This window comes from Pseudoalteromonas sp. ESRF-bin5 (genome assembly GCF_002632075.1).
GTDB lineage: Bacteria > Pseudomonadota > Gammaproteobacteria > Enterobacterales > Alteromonadaceae > Pseudoalteromonas > Pseudoalteromonas marina.
Map to the genome: position 1 here is coordinate 1 of NZ_NTLW01000272.1, position 18,801 is coordinate 18,801.

Annotated in this window: 12 protein-coding genes; 5 read left to right on the forward strand and 7 right to left on the reverse strand. The window is 39.6% G+C overall.

The window, feature by feature from the left end:
• On the reverse strand, positions 1-2,492 hold a 2,492-nt coding region (locus BCG07_RS16760), incomplete at its 3' end, for a M36 family metallopeptidase (protein ID WP_286891196.1).
• 131 nt (positions 2,493-2,623) lie between these two features.
• Here BCG07_RS16760 and BCG07_RS16765 point away from each other — a divergent pair.
• Complete coding sequence (locus BCG07_RS16765) at positions 2,624-3,115, forward strand: serine protease external chaperone (RefSeq protein WP_286891198.1); 492 nt, start codon at positions 2,624-2,626, stop codon at positions 3,113-3,115.
• An 18-nt stretch (positions 3,116-3,133) separates the two neighbouring features.
• On the opposite strand, the gene BCG07_RS16770 is transcribed toward BCG07_RS16765, so the two are convergent.
• Positions 3,134-4,702, reverse strand: a complete 1,569-nt coding sequence (locus tag BCG07_RS16770) for a sensor domain-containing diguanylate cyclase (RefSeq protein WP_286891200.1) — start codon at positions 4,700-4,702, stop codon at positions 3,134-3,136.
• Positions 4,703-5,006: 304 nt separating this feature from the next.
• On the opposite strand from BCG07_RS16770, the gene BCG07_RS16775 reads away from it, so the two are divergent.
• The 3 genes from BCG07_RS16775 (at position 5,007) to BCG07_RS16785 (ending at position 9,729) form a co-directional block, all read left to right on the forward strand.
• Positions 5,007-6,818 (forward strand): glycoside hydrolase family 3 protein, encoded by a 1,812-nt coding sequence (locus BCG07_RS16775; protein ID WP_286891201.1) that lies wholly within the window; start codon positions 5,007-5,009, stop codon positions 6,816-6,818.
• A 1-nt stretch (position 6,819) separates the two neighbouring features.
• A complete protein-coding gene (locus tag BCG07_RS16780; protein ID WP_286891203.1) occupies positions 6,820-7,545 on the forward strand; it encodes a 5-oxoprolinase subunit PxpA in 726 nt (241 codons plus the stop codon).
• A 159-nt stretch (positions 7,546-7,704) separates the two neighbouring features.
• Positions 7,705-9,729 carry a S9 family peptidase gene (locus tag BCG07_RS16785; RefSeq protein ID WP_286891204.1) on the forward strand — a complete coding sequence of 675 codons (2,025 nt, stop codon included), beginning with the start codon at positions 7,705-7,707 and terminating at the stop codon, positions 9,727-9,729.
• Between the two features lie 601 nt (positions 9,730-10,330).
• Here BCG07_RS16785 and BCG07_RS16790 read toward each other — a convergent pair.
• Positions 10,331-11,932: an isocitrate lyase gene (locus BCG07_RS16790; RefSeq protein WP_006793310.1), complete on the reverse strand. Its 1,602-nt coding sequence runs from the start codon at positions 11,930-11,932 to the stop codon at positions 10,331-10,333.
• 234 nt (positions 11,933-12,166) lie between these two features.
• On the opposite strand from BCG07_RS16790, the gene BCG07_RS16795 reads away from it, so the two are divergent.
• Positions 12,167-14,347: a malate synthase G gene (locus BCG07_RS16795; RefSeq protein ID WP_008132891.1), complete on the forward strand. Its 2,181-nt coding sequence runs from the start codon at positions 12,167-12,169 to the stop codon at positions 14,345-14,347.
• A gap of 274 nt (positions 14,348-14,621) precedes the next feature.
• Here BCG07_RS16795 and BCG07_RS16800 read toward each other — a convergent pair whose 3' ends face one another.
• From BCG07_RS16800 to BCG07_RS16815, 4 genes are all read right to left on the reverse strand, one after another.
• Positions 14,622-15,347, reverse strand: a complete 726-nt coding sequence (locus BCG07_RS16800) for a YebC/PmpR family DNA-binding transcriptional regulator (RefSeq protein WP_008132889.1) — start codon at positions 15,345-15,347, stop codon at positions 14,622-14,624.
• Between the two features lie 131 nt (positions 15,348-15,478).
• Entirely contained in the window at positions 15,479-16,096 is a 618-nt protein-coding gene (locus tag BCG07_RS16805; RefSeq protein ID WP_006793307.1) for an HAD family hydrolase, read from the reverse strand.
• Positions 16,097-16,408: 312 nt separating this feature from the next.
• On the reverse strand, positions 16,409-16,903 hold the full coding sequence (locus BCG07_RS16810; RefSeq protein ID WP_006793306.1) for a DUF6702 family protein: 495 nt from the start codon (positions 16,901-16,903) through the stop codon (positions 16,409-16,411).
• A partial coding sequence (locus BCG07_RS16815) for a M1 family metallopeptidase (protein ID WP_286891206.1) occupies positions 16,903-18,801 on the reverse strand: 1,899 nt, incomplete at its 5' end. The genes BCG07_RS16815 and BCG07_RS16810, both read right to left, overlap by 1 nt.

Sequence of the window (18,801 nt, forward strand, 5' to 3'; positions counted from 1 at the left end):
AGGCCCATGCCACGTTTAGCAAATGCTTCTAAAATTAGTGTGTAGTCTGCGGGGTCAACAGCATAGGCAGCAGCCAATATTGCGTCGCGAGCTTCAGTATATAGTGGAGCTACTGGTGTTAATTTGTAACCCGCTACAAGGTAATCTGCCATACGACTTTGTGCATCTTCAAAACCATGTGCATTTATTAACGCTACATAACTTTCCCATAGCATAGTTGCCCATATTTCACCTGCAGCATGCGGCGAAGCTACGTTAGTTGGAGAAATACCTACATCTTCACCTGCTGCCTCTGTAATATGACGGAATGAAAGAGGGTTAACATCTGTATTTGTAGAATATGGTACACGACGAATACCGTAGTAGAAGTCCTCTACGAATGTGCCACTCCCGTAAGCTTTTTGGAACTTGTCGTTACCTGTAATATTAATATCATCAGCTTTTGCAATAAACATTAATGAATGGAAATCACCCCATCCTTCACCCATTGCACGTCCTTGGAAGTTAATTAACCCCGATGAATTACCAACCAAGCGGTTACTGATATAATGACCCCATTCGTGTGCAATAATACCGTTATCAAAGGTGCCGTCTTTCAATGTTGCCTTATTAAACATATCAACAGTAACAATATCACCTGCAGCAATTAAGTCATAGATAGCTTTTCCATCAGCAAAATTTAAGCCCAGATTAGGAATAGATACAGCATCGTCTGCCCCACCCATTGGGGCTGGCTCATCTGTATCGGGGTTATTATTTACAACAATTGCACCGATTGCACCTGCATCTTGCGCATTAAGTACTTTTTGAGTAAACGCGCATGAACCACGGTCAATAATTGCAATTTTACCAGCGAGATCTACTGCATTTACAGCAGGCTCACATCCGTCGTTGATACTTTCAGAGTCTGTAGCATTACCATCGTCGATACGAACAACTTCACCTTCGATATCACTAAATTGATTCTGACCAAAACTTGATGGTTGTGTTGAGTTTAATAGCCCTACACTTGCATTTGATGTAACTGTTACACCAAAATCTACGCCTACCATTGCATCTTTACTGTCGTATAGGTACATCTGCATACGTGGGCTAGCGCCATCAGCTGGGGTAGACATATTTGCATTATTACGACCAGAGTTATCTTGCGCTTGAGCTTCTATTGGATCGCCCTCAATCCCACCACGTTCGTAGTTAGATAACTGAGCAACATTTGACGTTTCATCAAAGCCATGATCATAAAAGAAATCATGCAGAAAGTTATTCATGTAAAATAAGTTTACAATAGCAGCTTTTCGATTTTCATAACTGTTTGCTACTTGGTCAACCTGATATGGATAATCGAAAGTAAAATCTGCAGTTGTTTCAGCAGTAAAATCCCCCTCACTAAAATCTTGCGGCGCTACAACATCGGCATAAGCAAATACATTATTGCCCGATGTTGTCGTTGCATCGTCAGCTAACCATGGATCCATAGTACTTATTTTGTTGTAGTAAGATAAAGAAACCATTGGCGCATCTAAAATCTCTGTTTCATCTATCTGCTCTGGTCCATCGGCAGGGATTACATCACCATGAGGACTTTCCATTGGGTAGCCGTCTTGATTAGCGTAAACGCGATAGTTGAAATCTGTTGCATGTGATTTTAAATTTTTCTTAAAGTAAACTTTATTATTTTGCGAGCCGATTACGTAGCTGTAATAATCACTTTCTAGCGAGTTAGCATCAGCAACTTCTATTTCTATATAATAAGCAGACTCTAATTCGCCAGCAACTTCGAAAAATACTTTTTTAGCTCGAGGCTCACCGATGATGACTTTTGAATCATCTGCAGATGTTGCTTTGTATTTAGCATACCCACTCTGTTCACCAATTTTTGTAAGTGACACATTAATTCCTGCCAACTCTCTAAAAACAGCCTGAATACTTTGCTCTGCAGTTAAAAAGTTATTCAATACTGCAAATGAACCATCAACAGAAGCTGTGTCGGCAAAGTAACCAGAGCCAGCAACTAGGTTAAACTCTTTATCCATTACTAAATTGTATTCGCGGTTAAATACTTCAATACCATGTACTTGCTGTCTATACTTTGCAGTAATAGAGCCACGCTTTTGCTGATGTAAATCAGCTAATACAGCTGAAGCTACTGTACTTTTTTGGCTACTTACACCCGTTAATGACTCTAGATAAAAGTCAGCTGCATATTTATTTCGCATAGCAGGCTCAATCAGAGCCATATCCGGTTTAGCTTGGCCAATAGCTTGCCATAAAAATGTGGCTTTACCCATTTGAGCATCAAAAATGGAATTATGGCCTGAAACTGTAGTTCGTGCTGCTAAAGCGCGTTGCTGAACCGCAGCTGGAACCATTGTTTGTGATTTAGATTGTGCGGTAACATCGAAATACTGCGCTGATTCAGCTGCGGTTAGTTGGCCTGCTGATAATGTAGCTGCAACTATTGCGGCCACAGTAGAAACTTTGAAATTAGACATAAAACACCTTGTTTATATTTTGTAATTTTTATTTGATTTTTGTATTTTAAATGAAATACATGTAAACAGTAGCAACATAATCTATAAATACAAAGCACAGACCAATCTAATTTTCAAATTAAGGTAAAGAAATGCAAACAAAAAATATTTTTTCATCTATGACAATTATTACAACTCTCATATTGATAGGGTGTACAAATGATAATCAACCTAAAGATACCCGATTGACTAGCGATGAAAACTTAGTTGATACTATTGATGAAAGAAGTGTAAAAACATATATTAAAAAAAATAGAGAGCATCAAGTTAGAAGTATTTTTTCATCAGGTGACAAATTAACTTATTCATCTCAGATTTTAAAAAAAGGTGATGTCGTATTTAACCAAACAATGGGGCAAAAGGGAGTTATAACGGGGTCAATTATTGTAACACTTCTGGGTAACTCTATCCCAATGGATTTAAGTAAAAAATTTAAACTATCAAAGCTTACTCAGAATAATTATAAATTATTAGCAGAAAAAAATAGTGATATTGAAGAATTAGTTACTTACCTGAATAGCCATGACCAAATTTCTAATGTGGAGATTTCAGTAAATTACTCACCTATAAATACGCAATTTTAGTATATGGGCTTATCTATACTAACTAGGCTCTGCCACTACGCAGCGATTACGGCCATGCTCTTTAGCATGGTAAAGCGCTTTGTCTGCACATTTATATACTTGGTCTATGTCATTGCTATGGGTTGGCCACGTTGCAATTCCGATTGAAACGGTAATAAAACCGATTGTTTCCATTTGCGTTGTTTCAACAGTGGTGCGTGATCGCTCTGCTATTTTTAGAGCGCTTTGGCTATCTTCATGAGGCAATACAAGTAAAAACTCTTCACCACCAATACGCGATACAATATCCCCTTTTCGAGAGATCTTTTTTATAATATCGGCTAATACTTTAAGTGCTTCATCTCCTTTATCGTGCCCAAAGGTATCGTTCACACGTTTAAAAAAATCGATGTCTATTTCTAAAATAGCAAAAGGTGTTTGCTTTAACATTAGCTGGCTAAGTAAACCATTTAAGCTTCTACGATTGTGGGTGTTTGTCAGCGGATCGGTTTGGGCATCGTGCTTAAGTTGCCCTATTTGTGTTTGTAAAATATTGACGCCATTAAGCATGGCCAGCTTCAATCTTTGGCTTTCAAAGTACCACGCGTTTATTCTTTTTAGCTTTTCTATGCTGTTTACTTCGTCGAGTCTGTTTGCGCTACTAGCGAGTTGCTTTAATGGGCGTGAAATAAAATACGAAAATACACCTATGAATATGAAGGTGAGCAACGCCATGGGGAGCGTTCTTGCAAATACTTCCATGATTAATGTATCTAGAGACGCAAGTGTTGCTTTGATGGGACGTTGGGCCACTACGCCCCAGTTTGAATTAATAACGGGTGAAAATCCTGCGAGCATTTTTACCCCTTTGCTGTTTACAACAACGGCTTGCCCCGCCTCCCCTGTAATAACCGCATTGATTACTTTATTATTGGCAACGCTTGTACCTATTCGCTCGCTATCTGGGTGATACAGGATTTGCTTATTAGCATCGACGACATAAAGGTGCGATCCCCCTTCGTAAAAGTGTTGCTCTAGGAGATCATTTAAAATATTTCTTTCTTTTAAATATAACGAGCCGCCCACGTAGCCTAAATAATTCCCTTCTTCGTTAAATAAGGGATGCGATATAAATATAATTAAATTATTGGCTGCTGACATGTACGGCATACTAATAAGTGGCTTTTTTTCTTTTAAAGCCTGTGTTGCGCCGGGAGAGGAAATTGATTTTCCTATGATTTCAGGTAAATAAGGGGATGTGGCATTTATAACCCCATTCTTACTTATAACTACTGAATTAAAGCTATTTGTTTGCAAATTTAAACGCGTTACTTCTTCTTGCAGTAATGCTGCATTATTTATGTTTTGCTCAATTTTATTTGCTGAATATGCAAGTTGTTGTTTTGCCGACTCTAAAAAGTTGTCGGTTGCTGAAGCTAATTTATTAGCGTAAGCGAAGTTACTTTCTAATGTATGGCTTACTAACTGCTCTTTTTGTACTTGGTACGTTGAATGAAAACTACTAATGAGCGTGGCTAAAGCCGCAGAAAAAGCCAATAGCACAATAAGAAGACGCAGATTAAGCACAGGAAATAATTTATTCAGCAAAAGTAAACAGCCCACAGTACACTGCTATTAAAGCAAGTACTTTGTTAAAAAGTATTTACAATTATACCCCGCCATTTATTAATTATCTAATATTTGAGCACATAGTGTATTTTTAATAACCAGCCAAATAACCTTTTATTATATTGTGACGTTACATTCCCCCTAATGACTAGGGTGCTCTTATTTTGCAGTTATATAAAAAAATAGATAAGCTGCTTTCACTTGTTCATTTTATTTAGCTTTGGAGTGTATTTTGCTAAATAAGTATGTTTTATCGTCAATTATTTTTATATCTGGGTGCTTAATGCCATCAATTAAAGCGGTTGCAAAACCGGCTCTCTCTCTTGAGCAAAAACTGGGGCAAAAGTTAATGCTCGATTTTCGCTATTATTGTGAACAAGGCACTGGTAAACATTGCAGAACGCCAATGACAAAGCTACCAGAGTCATTAGCGCGCGTAATCAGCGACTATAACATTGGTGGCGTTATATTATTTTCAGAAAACACACAGTCAATTGAACAAACCATTACGCTTAGCCATCAACTTCAAGTGGCTGCCAGTAAATCTTCAAGTAAACTGCCACTATTTATATCAATAGACCAAGAGGGCGGAAGAGTTGCGCGTTTGCCGCGTGATATTGCAACGTCATTCACGGGCAATATGTCTATTGGTGCAACCTATAAACAGCATGGCGTTGACTTTGCTACTAAATCAGCAACGGTTATTGCCAGTGAACTAACAGCCCTGGGGATCAATGTAAATTATGCACCCACCGTTGATGTGAATATGAACCCAGATAACCCCGTTATAAATGTACGCTCGTTTGGTGAGAACCCACAACGAGTAAGTGAACTTGGCGCAGCACAAGTGGCTGGGTTTGAGAGCAATGGCATAATTACATCGCTCAAACATTTTCCGGGACATGGCGATACTCACGTTGATAGCCACACAGGACTCCCTAACGTTGCCCACTCAAAAAGCACTATTTACGAACAAGATTTAGCCCCTTTTAAACACATTATTGCTAAGCAAAATCCCGGTATGATCATGACAGCGCACATACAATATCCTGCGCTTGATAGCTCCACCTTTGTCTCTGTAGAAGGCAAAACAATGATTAAACCCGCCACTATGTCGCGCACTATTATTACCGACATTTTAAGAGGTGAGCTTAACTATAAAGGCGTAGTGGTTACCGACGCACTTGATATGGCAGGTATTAGTCAGTTTTTCACACCCATTCAAGCTGTTATAAATACATTTTTAGCCGGTGTTGATATTGCGCTAATGCCTATAGAAATAAGAACGCCCGATGATATAAAAAAGCTCGATGAGCTTATTAAGTCGTTAGTTCATGCTGTCGAGTCAAATCAGTTAGATGAGCAAGAAATAACACAATCGGTTGCGCGTATTATTTCGCTTAAAAATGCATTTGAGTTATCCACTGAGTTTGACCCTATTAATGCAGTAGTTAATGCAAAAAGTTTATTAGGCAATAAAGAACACAGAAAAATAGAGGCCGAGCTTGCTTTAGCAGCAATAACACAGGTAAAAAACACAGAAAACACATTGCCACTAAATTTAAATGATGGCCAACATATACATATTATTATGCCCGACACCCGTAAATGTATGGCTATGCAGCAAGCAATTGAATCTGCAAGTTCATCATCTATTACGTTCAGCTGCAGCAGCTTACAAGGGTTTGACCCCGCACAAGCAACCCAGAGCATTAAAACAGCTGATATTGTTATAGCGGGTAATGCCACGCCCAATCAAAGCGCGGTTGAAATTGGTGGCATGGATGATTTAAAAGATGACCCTAATTTTGCGCTTAATACGCGCGAACAGCCACAAGCGCTTGAGTCACTGCTTGCCATGGCTAACAAATTTAATAAGCGTACTGTATTTATAAGTTTGAGGGCTCCTTACGACATTGCTAAATTTGGCGACTATGCCAACAGTGTACTGGCCTCTTATGCTTACAATATTGATGTAGACAAGCTCGAGCGTGTTTCAGGCCCTGCCTTTACCGCGCTCGCTAAAGTATTAGTAGGCCAAGCCACTGCCAATGGCACCTTGCCTGTTACAATTAAACCGCAAAAAGGCAATTAACATGAAACTAAATTGTGATTTGGGCGAAAGCTTTGGTTCATGGAAAATGGGGCTAGATGATCAAGTTATGCCACATATTAATATGGCGAACATTGCTTGTGGTTTTCACGGCGGTGACCCTGATATAATAGCAACAACATTAACGTTAGCTAAAAAAAACAACGTAACGGTAGGCGCGCATCCCAGTTACCCTGATCTTCAAGGATTTGGACGACGCTCTATGGCGTTAACAACAAGCGAACTAACTAATTGTATTCAGTATCAGATAGCAGCGCTTGAAGGCATGGCAAAAATACAGGGGCTTACGTTAAGCTATGTAAAACCACATGGTGCACTTTATAACGATATGATGGCTAACAACGACGTGTTAGCAACCATTATATCTGCTGTCGCGAGCTACCCTAGCAAACTAAAGCTGATGATTTTAGCGACTAACCAAGCAGATAAACACATCCAGTTAGCTAAACAGTTTAATGTAGAACTAGTACTCGAAGCATTTGCAGATAGGCAATACACTGATGAGGGCTTTTTGGTCTCTCGCAAACTTGATGGCAGCGTGCATGATAAACCCGCCATACTTGCACAGGTCAAACAGCTCTTACAAACAGGCAGTGTAACCACACGCTCAGGTAAGCAACTAATGCTTAATGCTCATAGCTTATGTGTGCATGGAGACAATAATGATGCAATTGAACTCATTAAAGAAATAAAAGCACTGTGTGACTGACCTTTAGTAATATACGAAAGCTGTAAACCCCCTTTACAGCTTTTTACCCCAACTTGTTAAATACAACCATAGAGTTAAATATGAGCTTCATCGCATTGCACTGTTAATTTAATAATCCCTCACTTATAACTGTACATAAGTTAACAAAAGGGATTAATAATGAAACAACTTTTAGCACTTAGTTTTATATTAAGCGCAAGCCATTTGGCTAGCGCAAACGACAATACACACACATTGCAACTTCAAGATGTATTTGATTTAGAATATGCAAATCAAATAGATATTACTGACGACGGAAAAACCGTTTACTTTGTGCGAAACCGCATGGATATAAAAACAGACCGAAAAGTGGGAAACATTTGGTCTGTTGATTACAAAACCAAACAAATGCAGCCGCTGACTTCAGGCGTTCACATGGATTACTCGCCAGTACTTTCTCCAGATGGGCAACGCCTTGCTTTTATATCTACCCGCGATGGCAGCAGCCAAATTTATATGAAGTGGCTTAAAACCGGTGCCATTGCCAAAATAAGTAATTTAACCAGTAGCCCTCGCGCTATTAGTTGGAGCCCCGATTCAAGCCAGCTTGTATTCAGCATGTTTGTACCAAGTAAAAACACGCCACCGGTTAATTTGCCAGGAAAGCCGAAAGGCGCAACGTGGGCAGAGCCAGCTAAATTTATTGATGACGTATACTATCGAGCCGATGGTGGTGGATACTCGCAAAAAGGCTTTAATCAATTATTTACACTTGATGCTAACGGCGGAAATGCTAAGCAGCTTACTAGCGATGAATTTGATAACGCAGGTGATGTTAGCTTTAGCAAAGATGGCAGCTTACTTTACTACTCAGCGAATAGGCATAAAAATGGTGAACTCAAGCCTACAAACAGCGAAGTATATAAGTTAAATCTTAATACATTAGCCATTGAAGCTGTAACAAATAGAAATGGCCCAGATCAACAACCCAAAGTCTCTCCTGATGGTCGTTACCTTGCGTATACAGGATATGACGATAAACTCACTAACTACGAAAATACTCAACTTTACATTCGTGATTTAAAAACGGGTAACACCAAAAGCTTAACAGCCAACTTTGATAGAAGTGTTGGGCAAATAAAATGGGCTGCAAACTCTAAAGGGGTTTACTTTAGCTATGCCAATGAAGGGCAAACTACCCTTGCTTATCAACCTCGAAGTGGCAAGCGTAAAGTGATCACCGAACAAATTGGCAGTGTAGCATTTGGACGACCATACTCAGGCGGAGATTTTGATGTAAGCAGCAACGGCGATATCGCGTTTACACTTGCTGACACTCAACGCCCTGCGGATGTAGCGAGCATTGAACGCGGTAAAACTCAGCGCTTAACCACGCTTAATAGCGATGCGCTAGATGATAAACAACTGGCAAAAGTGGAAGAGATTTGGCTTAAATCAAGCCACGACCAATTACCTATTCAAGGATGGATTGCTTACCCGCCAGGGTTTGATAAATCTAAAAAGTATCCTCTAGTGCTCGAAATTCACGGCGGGCCGGTCGCTAATTATGGCCCTCACTTTAGTGCCGAAGTTCAGCTTTTTGCAGCAAAAGGTAATGTGGTGTTATACATGAACCCGCGCGGAAGTGATTCGTATGGGAAAGAGTTTGCACAAACCATTCATCATAATTACCCAAGTAATGACTTTGATGACTTAATGACTGGGGTTGATGCGCTTATTGAAAAAGGGTTTATTGATGAATCTAAACTATTTGTTACCGGTGGCTCTGGCGGAGGTGTACTAACAGCATGGATTGTTGGACATACAGGTCGATTTGCTGCAGCTGTTGTTGCTAAACCTGTTATAAATTGGATCAGCTTTGTACTAACTGCCGACTTTTATCCATTTTTTGCTGATTACTGGTTCCCAGGCAAACCATGGGATCACATAGCGCATTACATGAAACGTTCGCCAATTAGCTATGTAGGTAATGTTACTACACCCACAATGCTGCTTACAGGTGAAGCAGACTACCGCACACCTATTTCTGAAACAGAGCAATACTACCAAGCACTAAAATTACAAGGTGTTGACACCGCGATGGTTCGCATACCAGATGCATCGCATGGTATTACAGCTCGCCCTTCTAATTTAATGACTAAAGTTGCTTACATTCAATGGTGGTTTGATAAGCACAGTAAATAGCATTACATTAATTAAATTACTAAAAGCCACTTTTTAAAAGTGGCTTTTACGTATGTGCAAAGTGTAAACCCCCTTTACACTTTTAGGGCATATTAAATATCGGACTTAGCCTATTTCTCAGTTAGTAAAATTTCGGTTTATAGCTTTTTTATAGTTTGAGTTAGTAAAAAATCGGTTTGAGTCACTGTTTATAGCCTTTCAGTTGGTAAAATTTTGTTTTGTGAAAGGTATACGTTAGTAAAAAATCGGTTTATAAATCGAATTTAAACACCAAAAAAAACAAAAAATAACGTTTTTGATTACTTTAACAGCTCTTTAAGGCCCCTTTACAGCAAAAAAGCACTTACAAAACGCTTTTATTAAAGGGTTAGTTAAACTCTGATCTACAAATTCGGTTAGCTAGTTAAAACGTGATCCGCATATCTATAGTTGGTTAAAACCTGATCTCAACTAACTAAGTAACCTAATGTAAGTTTTATTTCTCATACACTATCCGCTTTTAACACTAATAAAGGCTTTACTATTAGTGAGTGCAGTAAAAATATTTATGACACATAAAAAAAGGGCCTTACGGCCCTTGAGTAACACTATCTAGAAATTTTTAGAACTGATTCATGGTGTTATCTTCACCACCGGCTTTTAACGCGTTATCACCTGAGAAGTACTCTTTGTGTGTATCACCAATGTTAGAACCTGCTAGGTCTTGGTGTTTAACAGATGCTTGTTCACGGCGAATTTCTTGGCGTTGTACATCACGTACATAAGCAAGCATACCTAAGTCACCAAAGTAACCTTCTGATAAAATATCTGTGCTAAGTGCTGCAGTATGGTAAGTAGGCAGCGTAATTAAGTGGTGGAAGATACCCGCTTCACGTGCACCATCACGTTGGAAATTTTGTACCAATACATCTGCTGCGGCAGCAAGCTCTGTTGCATCCATTTCTGGTGCCATTAGGCCTTTGTTATCACCAAGGCTTGGGTAAGCGCTCAAATCGCGACCCGCTTCTTGCCACTCTTGGTACACTTGCTCACGGAACTTAAGCGTCCAGTTAAACGAAGGTGAGTTGTTGTACACTAGTTTAGCATTTGGTACTTGCTCTTTAACACGGTTTACAAGCTCAGCAATTTGTTTTACGTGTGGCTTTTCTGTTTCAATCCACAATAAATCAGCGCCAGATTGTAGGCTAGTTACACAGTCAAGTACTACGCGGTCTTTCTCTGTTCCTTCACGGAACTGGTATAGGCCATTTTCAAGGCGAGTAGGTTTACACAGCTCACCGTTGATTTTCATTGCCGTATCACCTTCGTTTAAGTCCTCTACGCCATTAATAGGTGTAGTCTCTAAAAAGGCATTGTACTGACTTGCTAAATCACCTGGAGTTTGTGATACCGGCACTTTTTGAGTCAAGCTTGCACCTAACGAATCAGTGCGCGCAACAATAATACCGTTGTCGATACCTAGCTCTAAAAATGCATAGCGAACCGCATTAATTTTTGCTAAAAAGTCTTCGTGAGGCACGGTTACTTTACCCGCCTGGTGACCACATTGTTTGGCATCAGATACTTGGTTTTCGATTTGAATAGCACATGCACCTGCTTCAATCATTTTTTTAGCAAGTAGGTAAGTTGCCTCTTCGTTACCAAAACCTGCATCAATATCAGCAATAATTGGCACAACATGTGTTTCAAAGTTGTCAATTTTATCAAGCACAGCTTGAACGTCGCCGCCATTCGCTTTTGCTTCATCTAGGTCATTAAATAAGTGGTCAAGCTCACGGGCATCGGCTTGCTTTAAGAATGTATAAATTTCTTCAATAAGCGCTGGAACAGATGTTTTTTCGTGCATACTTTGGTCAGGTAACGGACCAAACGCAGAGCGAAGTGCAGCAACCATCCAACCACTTAAGTAAACATAACTACGTTTAGTTGTTTTTTGGTGGCGTTTAATAGCCATCATCATTTGCTGGGCAGTAAATCCATGCCAACACCCTAAAGACTGTGTGTACTGGCTTGTATCTTTATCGTAAGCGGCCATATCTTCACGCATTACGTCAGCTGTGTATTGTGCAATTTCTATCCCAGTACGAAAGCGATTTTGTAAACGCATGCGAGTTGCATACTCTGGGTTAATTGCCTGCCATGCATTACCTTGAGATTGGCATAAAGTAGAAAGAGTGTCGGTTTCGCGTTGATATGTTGTCATAATAAAGTCCTTCGAACGGGTATATAAATAATTTAATGTTGTGAGAGTGGCGACGTTGCTAGTGCTCCGTAGCGCTTAATTCAACATTAGGCTTATTTTTTAGATTTAGTAAATTTATAGTTTTTATTACGACTATATTTTTTGTGAATATCAAAAACACACTCAACATGGCTTTTTTACGTTATTGTTGCTCAAACGCACAAATACTATGGCGACCGTTTAAGGAAGGCAATTATGACCCACACTCTCACACATTCAGGACTCAGCGTAGATTTAGAGCTTGCTGACTTTGTTAAAACTAAACTATTACCTGGTACACACTTATCAGAACAACAATTTTGGCAAAGCTTTGCAAAGATTGTTCAAACGCTCACGCCAATAAATAAAGCGTTGCTGGCTAAGCGAGAACAGCTGCAACAGCAAATTGATCAGTACCACATTGCAAATAAAACGTGGGATAGCAAGCAATACCAACGTTTTTTAAGTGACATTGGCTACCTAGTGCCAGAGCCTGCAAATTTTAAAATTGAAACACAACAGGTTGAGCCCGAAATAGCGGTTACAGCAGGCCCACAGTTAGTTGTTCCAGTAAGTAACGCACGCTTTGCACTTAATGCAGCTAACGCACGTTGGGGCTCGTTATACGACGCCTTATATGGCACAGATGTGTTAAGTGAAGATGACGGGGCAGAAAAAGGCACTACCTATAATCCGGTTCGTGGCTTTAAAGTAATGGCATACGCACGCCAGTTTTTAGACAAAGCACTGCCACTTGAAAACGGCTCACATATTGAAAGCACCAATTATTCTGTTGTAAACGGCGCATTAGTTATTACGCTGCGTGACAGCTCTCAAACCACTTTAGCTGACCCATCTCAGTTAATTGGCTACCAAGGCGAAGCCCAAAACCCAAGCGTTGTATTGCTTAAAAACAATGGCTTACATATAGAATTACAGATAGATCACCACCATATTATTGGCCAAGCTGATAAAGCGGGTTTAAAAGATGTGGTACTTGAAGCAGCCCTAACTACTATTATGGATTGTGAAGATTCTGTAGCCGCCGTAGATGCACAAGATAAAGTGCAAGTTTACAAAAACTGGCTTGGTTTAATGCAAGGTAACTTAGTCGAATCCTTTAAAAAAGGCGACAAAGTTGTAGAACGTACGTTGCAAAGCGACAAAACGTATACTTCTATTGATGGCGGTACCATAACGCTTAAAGGCCGAAGCATGATGTTTGTAAGAAACGTGGGCCACTTAATGACAAATCCAGCTATTACAGACGTTTATGGCGAGCCTGTTTTTGAAGGTATAATGGATGCAATGTTTACTGCCACAGCCGCCCTGCACGACTTAAATAAAAATTCTGGCGTAAAAAACAGCAGCGCGCAGAGCATTAATATTGTAAAACCTAAAATGCATGGGCCAGAAGAAGTTGCTTTTACAAGCACACTATTTACCCATGTAGAAGAAGCCTTAAACTTACCTAAAAACACCTTAAAAATGGGTATTATGGATGAAGAACGCCGTACATCTGTAAACTTAAAAGCATGTATAAATGAAGCAAAACAACGTGTTGTATTTATTAACACCGGCTTTTTGGACCGTACAGGCGATGAAATTCACACCTCAATGCAAGCAGGTGTTGCGCTCCCTAAAGCTGAAATAAAACAACAGCCTTGGATAAGTGCTTACGAAGATCGCAACGTAGATATTGGCCTTGCCTGTGGATTAAGCCAAAAAGCTCAAATAGGCAAAGGCATGTGGCCTATGCCTGACAAAATGGCGCTGATGATGGAGCAAAAGTTAGCACACCCTAAATCGGGCGCTAATACAGCTTGGGTGCCCTCTCCTACGGCCGCAACGCTGCATGCTATGCACTACCATGATGTTAATGTTTTTACTGAGCAACACGCAATCGCTGAGCGTACAATAGCGAGCCTTGACGACTTACTTACTCCGCCACTCATGCAAGATACGTCAACACTCTCTAAAGAAGACATACAAAGCGAACTTGAAAACAATGCACAGGGTATTTTGGGTTATGTAGTGCGTTGGATAGACCAAGGTGTAGGCTGCTCTAAAGTACCCGATATTAACCATATAGGGCTAATGGAAGACAGAGCAACACTTAGAATATCTAGTCAACATATGGCTAACTGGTTATTGCATGGCATATGTACACAAGAGCAAATTACATCCACAATGGCAAAAATGGCCAAGGTAGTAGACGGCCAAAACGAACACGATAAAGCCTATACCCCAATGGCAAGCAGCCCTGAAACACTAAAAAATAGTATTGCGTTTCAAGCAGCCCTCGCCTTAGTACTTGAAGGAACAACACAACCTAGTGGCTATACTGAACCGTTATTACATAGCTACCGTATACAGTATAAGTTACAGCAAAGTTAATACACTCCAAATGTTTAACGCTGTATCTTAATTGTTTATTTCGTGTCAAAACCAGCTTTAGGGCTGGTTTTTTATTTTCTAAATCAACAAATAAGCACACCAATATTTTTAAAAATGTGTTTAAACACACTTAAAACAACTCATTTTAAAGTAGAAACACATAAATCAATAACCTCTATGAATACCTAACATTTCTGTAAATACAAAAAAGCGTGTTTTGTATACACAAAACACGCTTTTTAATTTGTATTTGCTATAAAAAACGACGTTAAGATTATTTTTTTATAATTGCATTGTGATACACATTTTGTACGTCATCACAGTCTTCAAGCATATTTATAAATTTATCGAAGTTAGCAATAACCTCTTCATCATCAATTTCAATATTAACTTGAGGGATAAAAGTAATTTCGTCTACCTCAAAGTTAATACCTTCAAATGCGTCTTCAAGAGCTGTTTTAGCCTTAAAGTATTCTGTAGGCGGTGCAAAGACCGAAATTTTTCCATCTTCAGCTTCTACGTCAGCAACGTCAACGTCGGCCATCATTAGCGCTTCTAAAACAACTTCATCGTCATCGCCTGCAAAGCCTAATACTGCATAATGATCAAACATATGGGCTACACAACCAGGCGTCCCTATTTTTGAATCAGTTTTAGTAAACGGTAAGCGCACATCTTTAATGGTTCTGTTGGGGTTATCAGTTAAGCAGTCAACAATCACCATACAATTACCCGGCCCATAGCCTTCGTAGCGAGCAACCGAGTAATCCTCCCCTGCTCCACCGGCGGCTTTCTCTATTGCTTTTTCGATAACGTGCGCAGGAACTTGGTCTTTTTTAGCTTTTTCGATTAGACGACGCAAAGTTTGATTTACTTCAGGATCGGGTTCACCATTTTTAGCAGCAACGTAAATCTCTTTACCGTACTTTGAGTTTACTTTTGTTTTTGCATTAGCTGTTTTGATCATAGAACTTTGACGAACTACAAATGCTCTACCCATTTTGTGCCTCTAATAAATACATTACATTTTTTATTATTTTACCAATTCAAAACGTATTGGGCTAGTAAACCTTGGTGAATGAGCGTCCATATTGTGAGAGGTAAATTTACTAAAGCTAATAAAGCATCAATTTAACATAACTCGACTTTTTTGGAGTAGCTTTCAACTAAAGCAACCAAATCGTAAAAATCATGCAACACATAATCAGCTTGATCAGCATAAGGAGGCGTTTCATTGGGGGCATATAAGCAGGCACGCATATTAGCATTGTGTGCAGCTTGAATATCGTATAAGTAATCGCCTACGTACAGTAGGTTATCTGCGCTAATATTCCAAAGCGTAGCAATAGCATTTAATGCACTTGGATCGGGTTTTGCTGGTGCATCACTTCGTGTAAGTACTGTACTGATAGGAAGCGGGTTATTTTTTAATTTAAGTGCAGCGGCTTTGTCAAAATTACGCGTCACTATTGCCATAGGAATATTTCGTTCATTTAATAGTGCAATAGCTTCACTTACACCTGGCAACAACGTGGCATGTTGCGCATCTAATAATTCGTGCTGGTGAACAATGTTCATTGCCTCTTCGCGCATATAGGGAGAAGGAAGTTGCGCAATAAAGTCGAGTAAATCTTCGTTATCGGGACAGCCAATTTGGGCTTTAATAAGTGAAAAGTCGAGTTCTGACGATACCAAAGTACCATCTAAATCAAATATAACACCATGGATAGCCTCTACCTGAGTCGTCATACCAATCCTTGTTTGTGAAAATAATTAGTTGAGCTTTTTTCAAACATAAAAATACTCTGAGCTTACACCCTTAAATGGGAACAATTAATACTAATTATATTTAAATTAATAGTGCGAGGTGGTCAGTAACTTCACTGCAACTACCAATGAACAAAAGCTTAGCAGCTAGTTGTATGTTGCGCAAAACAAGGTAAATATAAACAACCCAATTTTTTACGTAACTTGGTATTTTACCGATCAATTATGAACGCACGTTAAATAGTGTAATAAAATACGCACTTAAATAAGCGCGTATTTTATATTAACAATGAGTTAGTTAGCCTCAAAGCGAGCTTCAAGCCAGGTATCATCCTGAGCAAAGTTTAGGGTTTTAACTTTACCTTTGCCTTCAACGTTCACCATATTAACTTGTGATGGCCATAAATCACGCAGCGCACCATTGCTCATTTTTATCCCTTGAATTCCCTCTGGGATAGGCGCTTCTTGATAAACCCAAAAAAACTTACCATCAACCTGAGCGCCAACAAAGTTAAGCGGCACAACGTCACCATTTAATGTTTGCAAAGCCACATGTGACTCAACATATTTGGCAAAGCGTTGTTGATCAGTTTTATTGCTAATTATATCAATTTTACCTTTAAATAAGCTGCTAACGGCATGCTCAGTATCGTGTAAGTAAAACCGATGCATAAGCTCAACATTATGCGTTCTTTTGTTAAAAAGCACAGTCGTTACTGATGATTTTAATTGATGCGCCATACTTGGCGCAGCAATTAAAAAGCAAACAACAATAAGCAAAAAACGCATTATTGCTGTTCCTCTACTTCATCCTTTTCGTCTTTTTTCTCATCGCTTTTAAGCTCTGTTTTGATATCTTGCATGATATCGCGACTCACTTTAGCTTTACTCTTACTCTTTTTAAATACTTCAATACGTGAAGGAATAATACGACGCGGGTAGTTATTGTTTTCTACATCAACGTCTGCAGTTTCCCAGCGTGGATCAACACTTACTGATACAAGCGGCTTATTTTTATCAGTAACTATAAGCTTTTGTACATTTTTATGATTACGACGCCAAATTTCAGCAGGAATGTAACGCTCTTCTTTAGTGCCATCTTCATACGTGAGCTCAAGTAAAATTGGCATCACCAAACCGCCTAAGTTTGAAAATTCCATCACGTAATAGTTTTGATCGTCATTTAAAGCACGGTCTAGCGTTTTACGCTCCCACGGCTCAAGCCCTTTTAAAAACTTGTTGTACGCGTTGCGCTCTTTATTCGTTACCGTGAAACGGTCATTTTCGTCATAAAAATCAGTAATATCAGGGTTTTTCTCAACCCATGTTTTTTTACCTTCTGCACGGTTACGCTCAACAAATAACGATGTTGGTTTGTCAGCTTCAATATCACGTAGGCGGCTGTAATCTATATCTGGATTTTTAGTATCTAAACGCAGTTGATACACTTTATCCAACGAGATATCTACATGGTCGGTAGTGTAAAACCAGCCGCGCCAAAACCAATCTAAATCAACACCTGACGCCTCTTCCATAGTACGGAAGAAATCAGCGGGGGTAGGGCGCTTGTATTTCCAGCGCTGTGCGTACTCTTTAAATGCAAAGTCGAATAAATCGCGGCCTAAAATCACTTCACGTAAAATATTAAGCGCGGCAGCAGGTTTAGTGTAAGCATTAGGGCCTAAGCGAAGTACGCTATCTGATTGCGTCATAATAGGCACCTGAACTTCAGATTTCATATACGATACAATATCACGAGGCTCAACACCCCAAGGAATAGTAGGATCCCATTCACGTCCAGCAACACCATCTAAAAAGCTATTTAAGCCTTCATCCATCCACGTCCACTGACGTTCATCAGAGTTAACGATCATTGGAAAGTAAATATGGCCAACTTCATGAATCACAACGCCAATCAAAAATCGTTTTTCAGACTGAGAATAGGTGCGTGTACCGTCATCTTGTAACTTAGTACGCGGACCATTAAAGGTAATCATTGGGTATTCCATACCACCTACCGGACCATTTACCGATTGTGCAGTTGGGTAAGGGTAATCAAACGAATACTTTGAATACACTTCCATTGTGTGCACAACAGATTCAGTAGAATACTTTTTCCATAAGTCACCGCCCTCTTTAGGGAAGAAAGACATGGCCATAACAAGTGGTTGAACATCACCGCCTTGTTGGTAACCTTTTGCATCCCACATAAATTTGCGTGAAGACGCCCATGCAAAATCACGCACATTGTCGGCTTTAAATCGCCATGTTTTCGTTTTGTCTGTGCCTTCTTTTTCGTTTTCGAGTGCTTCTTCTTCGGTCACGATAAACACAGGACGCTTAGCAGTTTCAGATTGCTTTAAACGTTTACGCTGCGTGCTTGTAAGTACCTTGCTTGGATTATCTAACTTACCCGTCGCCGATACAATGTGATCAGCGGGTACTGTAATTTCTACGTCGTAATCGCCAAATTCAAGCGTAAATTCACCTGAGCCTAAAAAGGCTTTATTCGTCCATGCTTCGTAATCTGTGTACGCCGCTAAACGCGGGAACCACTGGGCAAGTAAAAATATATCGTTGCCATCTTTTTCAAAATGCTCATATCCTGAGCGTGCGCCAACAGCATCTTCTTCAACAATATTGAACGCAAAGTCCATGCTGAACTCAACTTCTTTACCTGGCTTTAA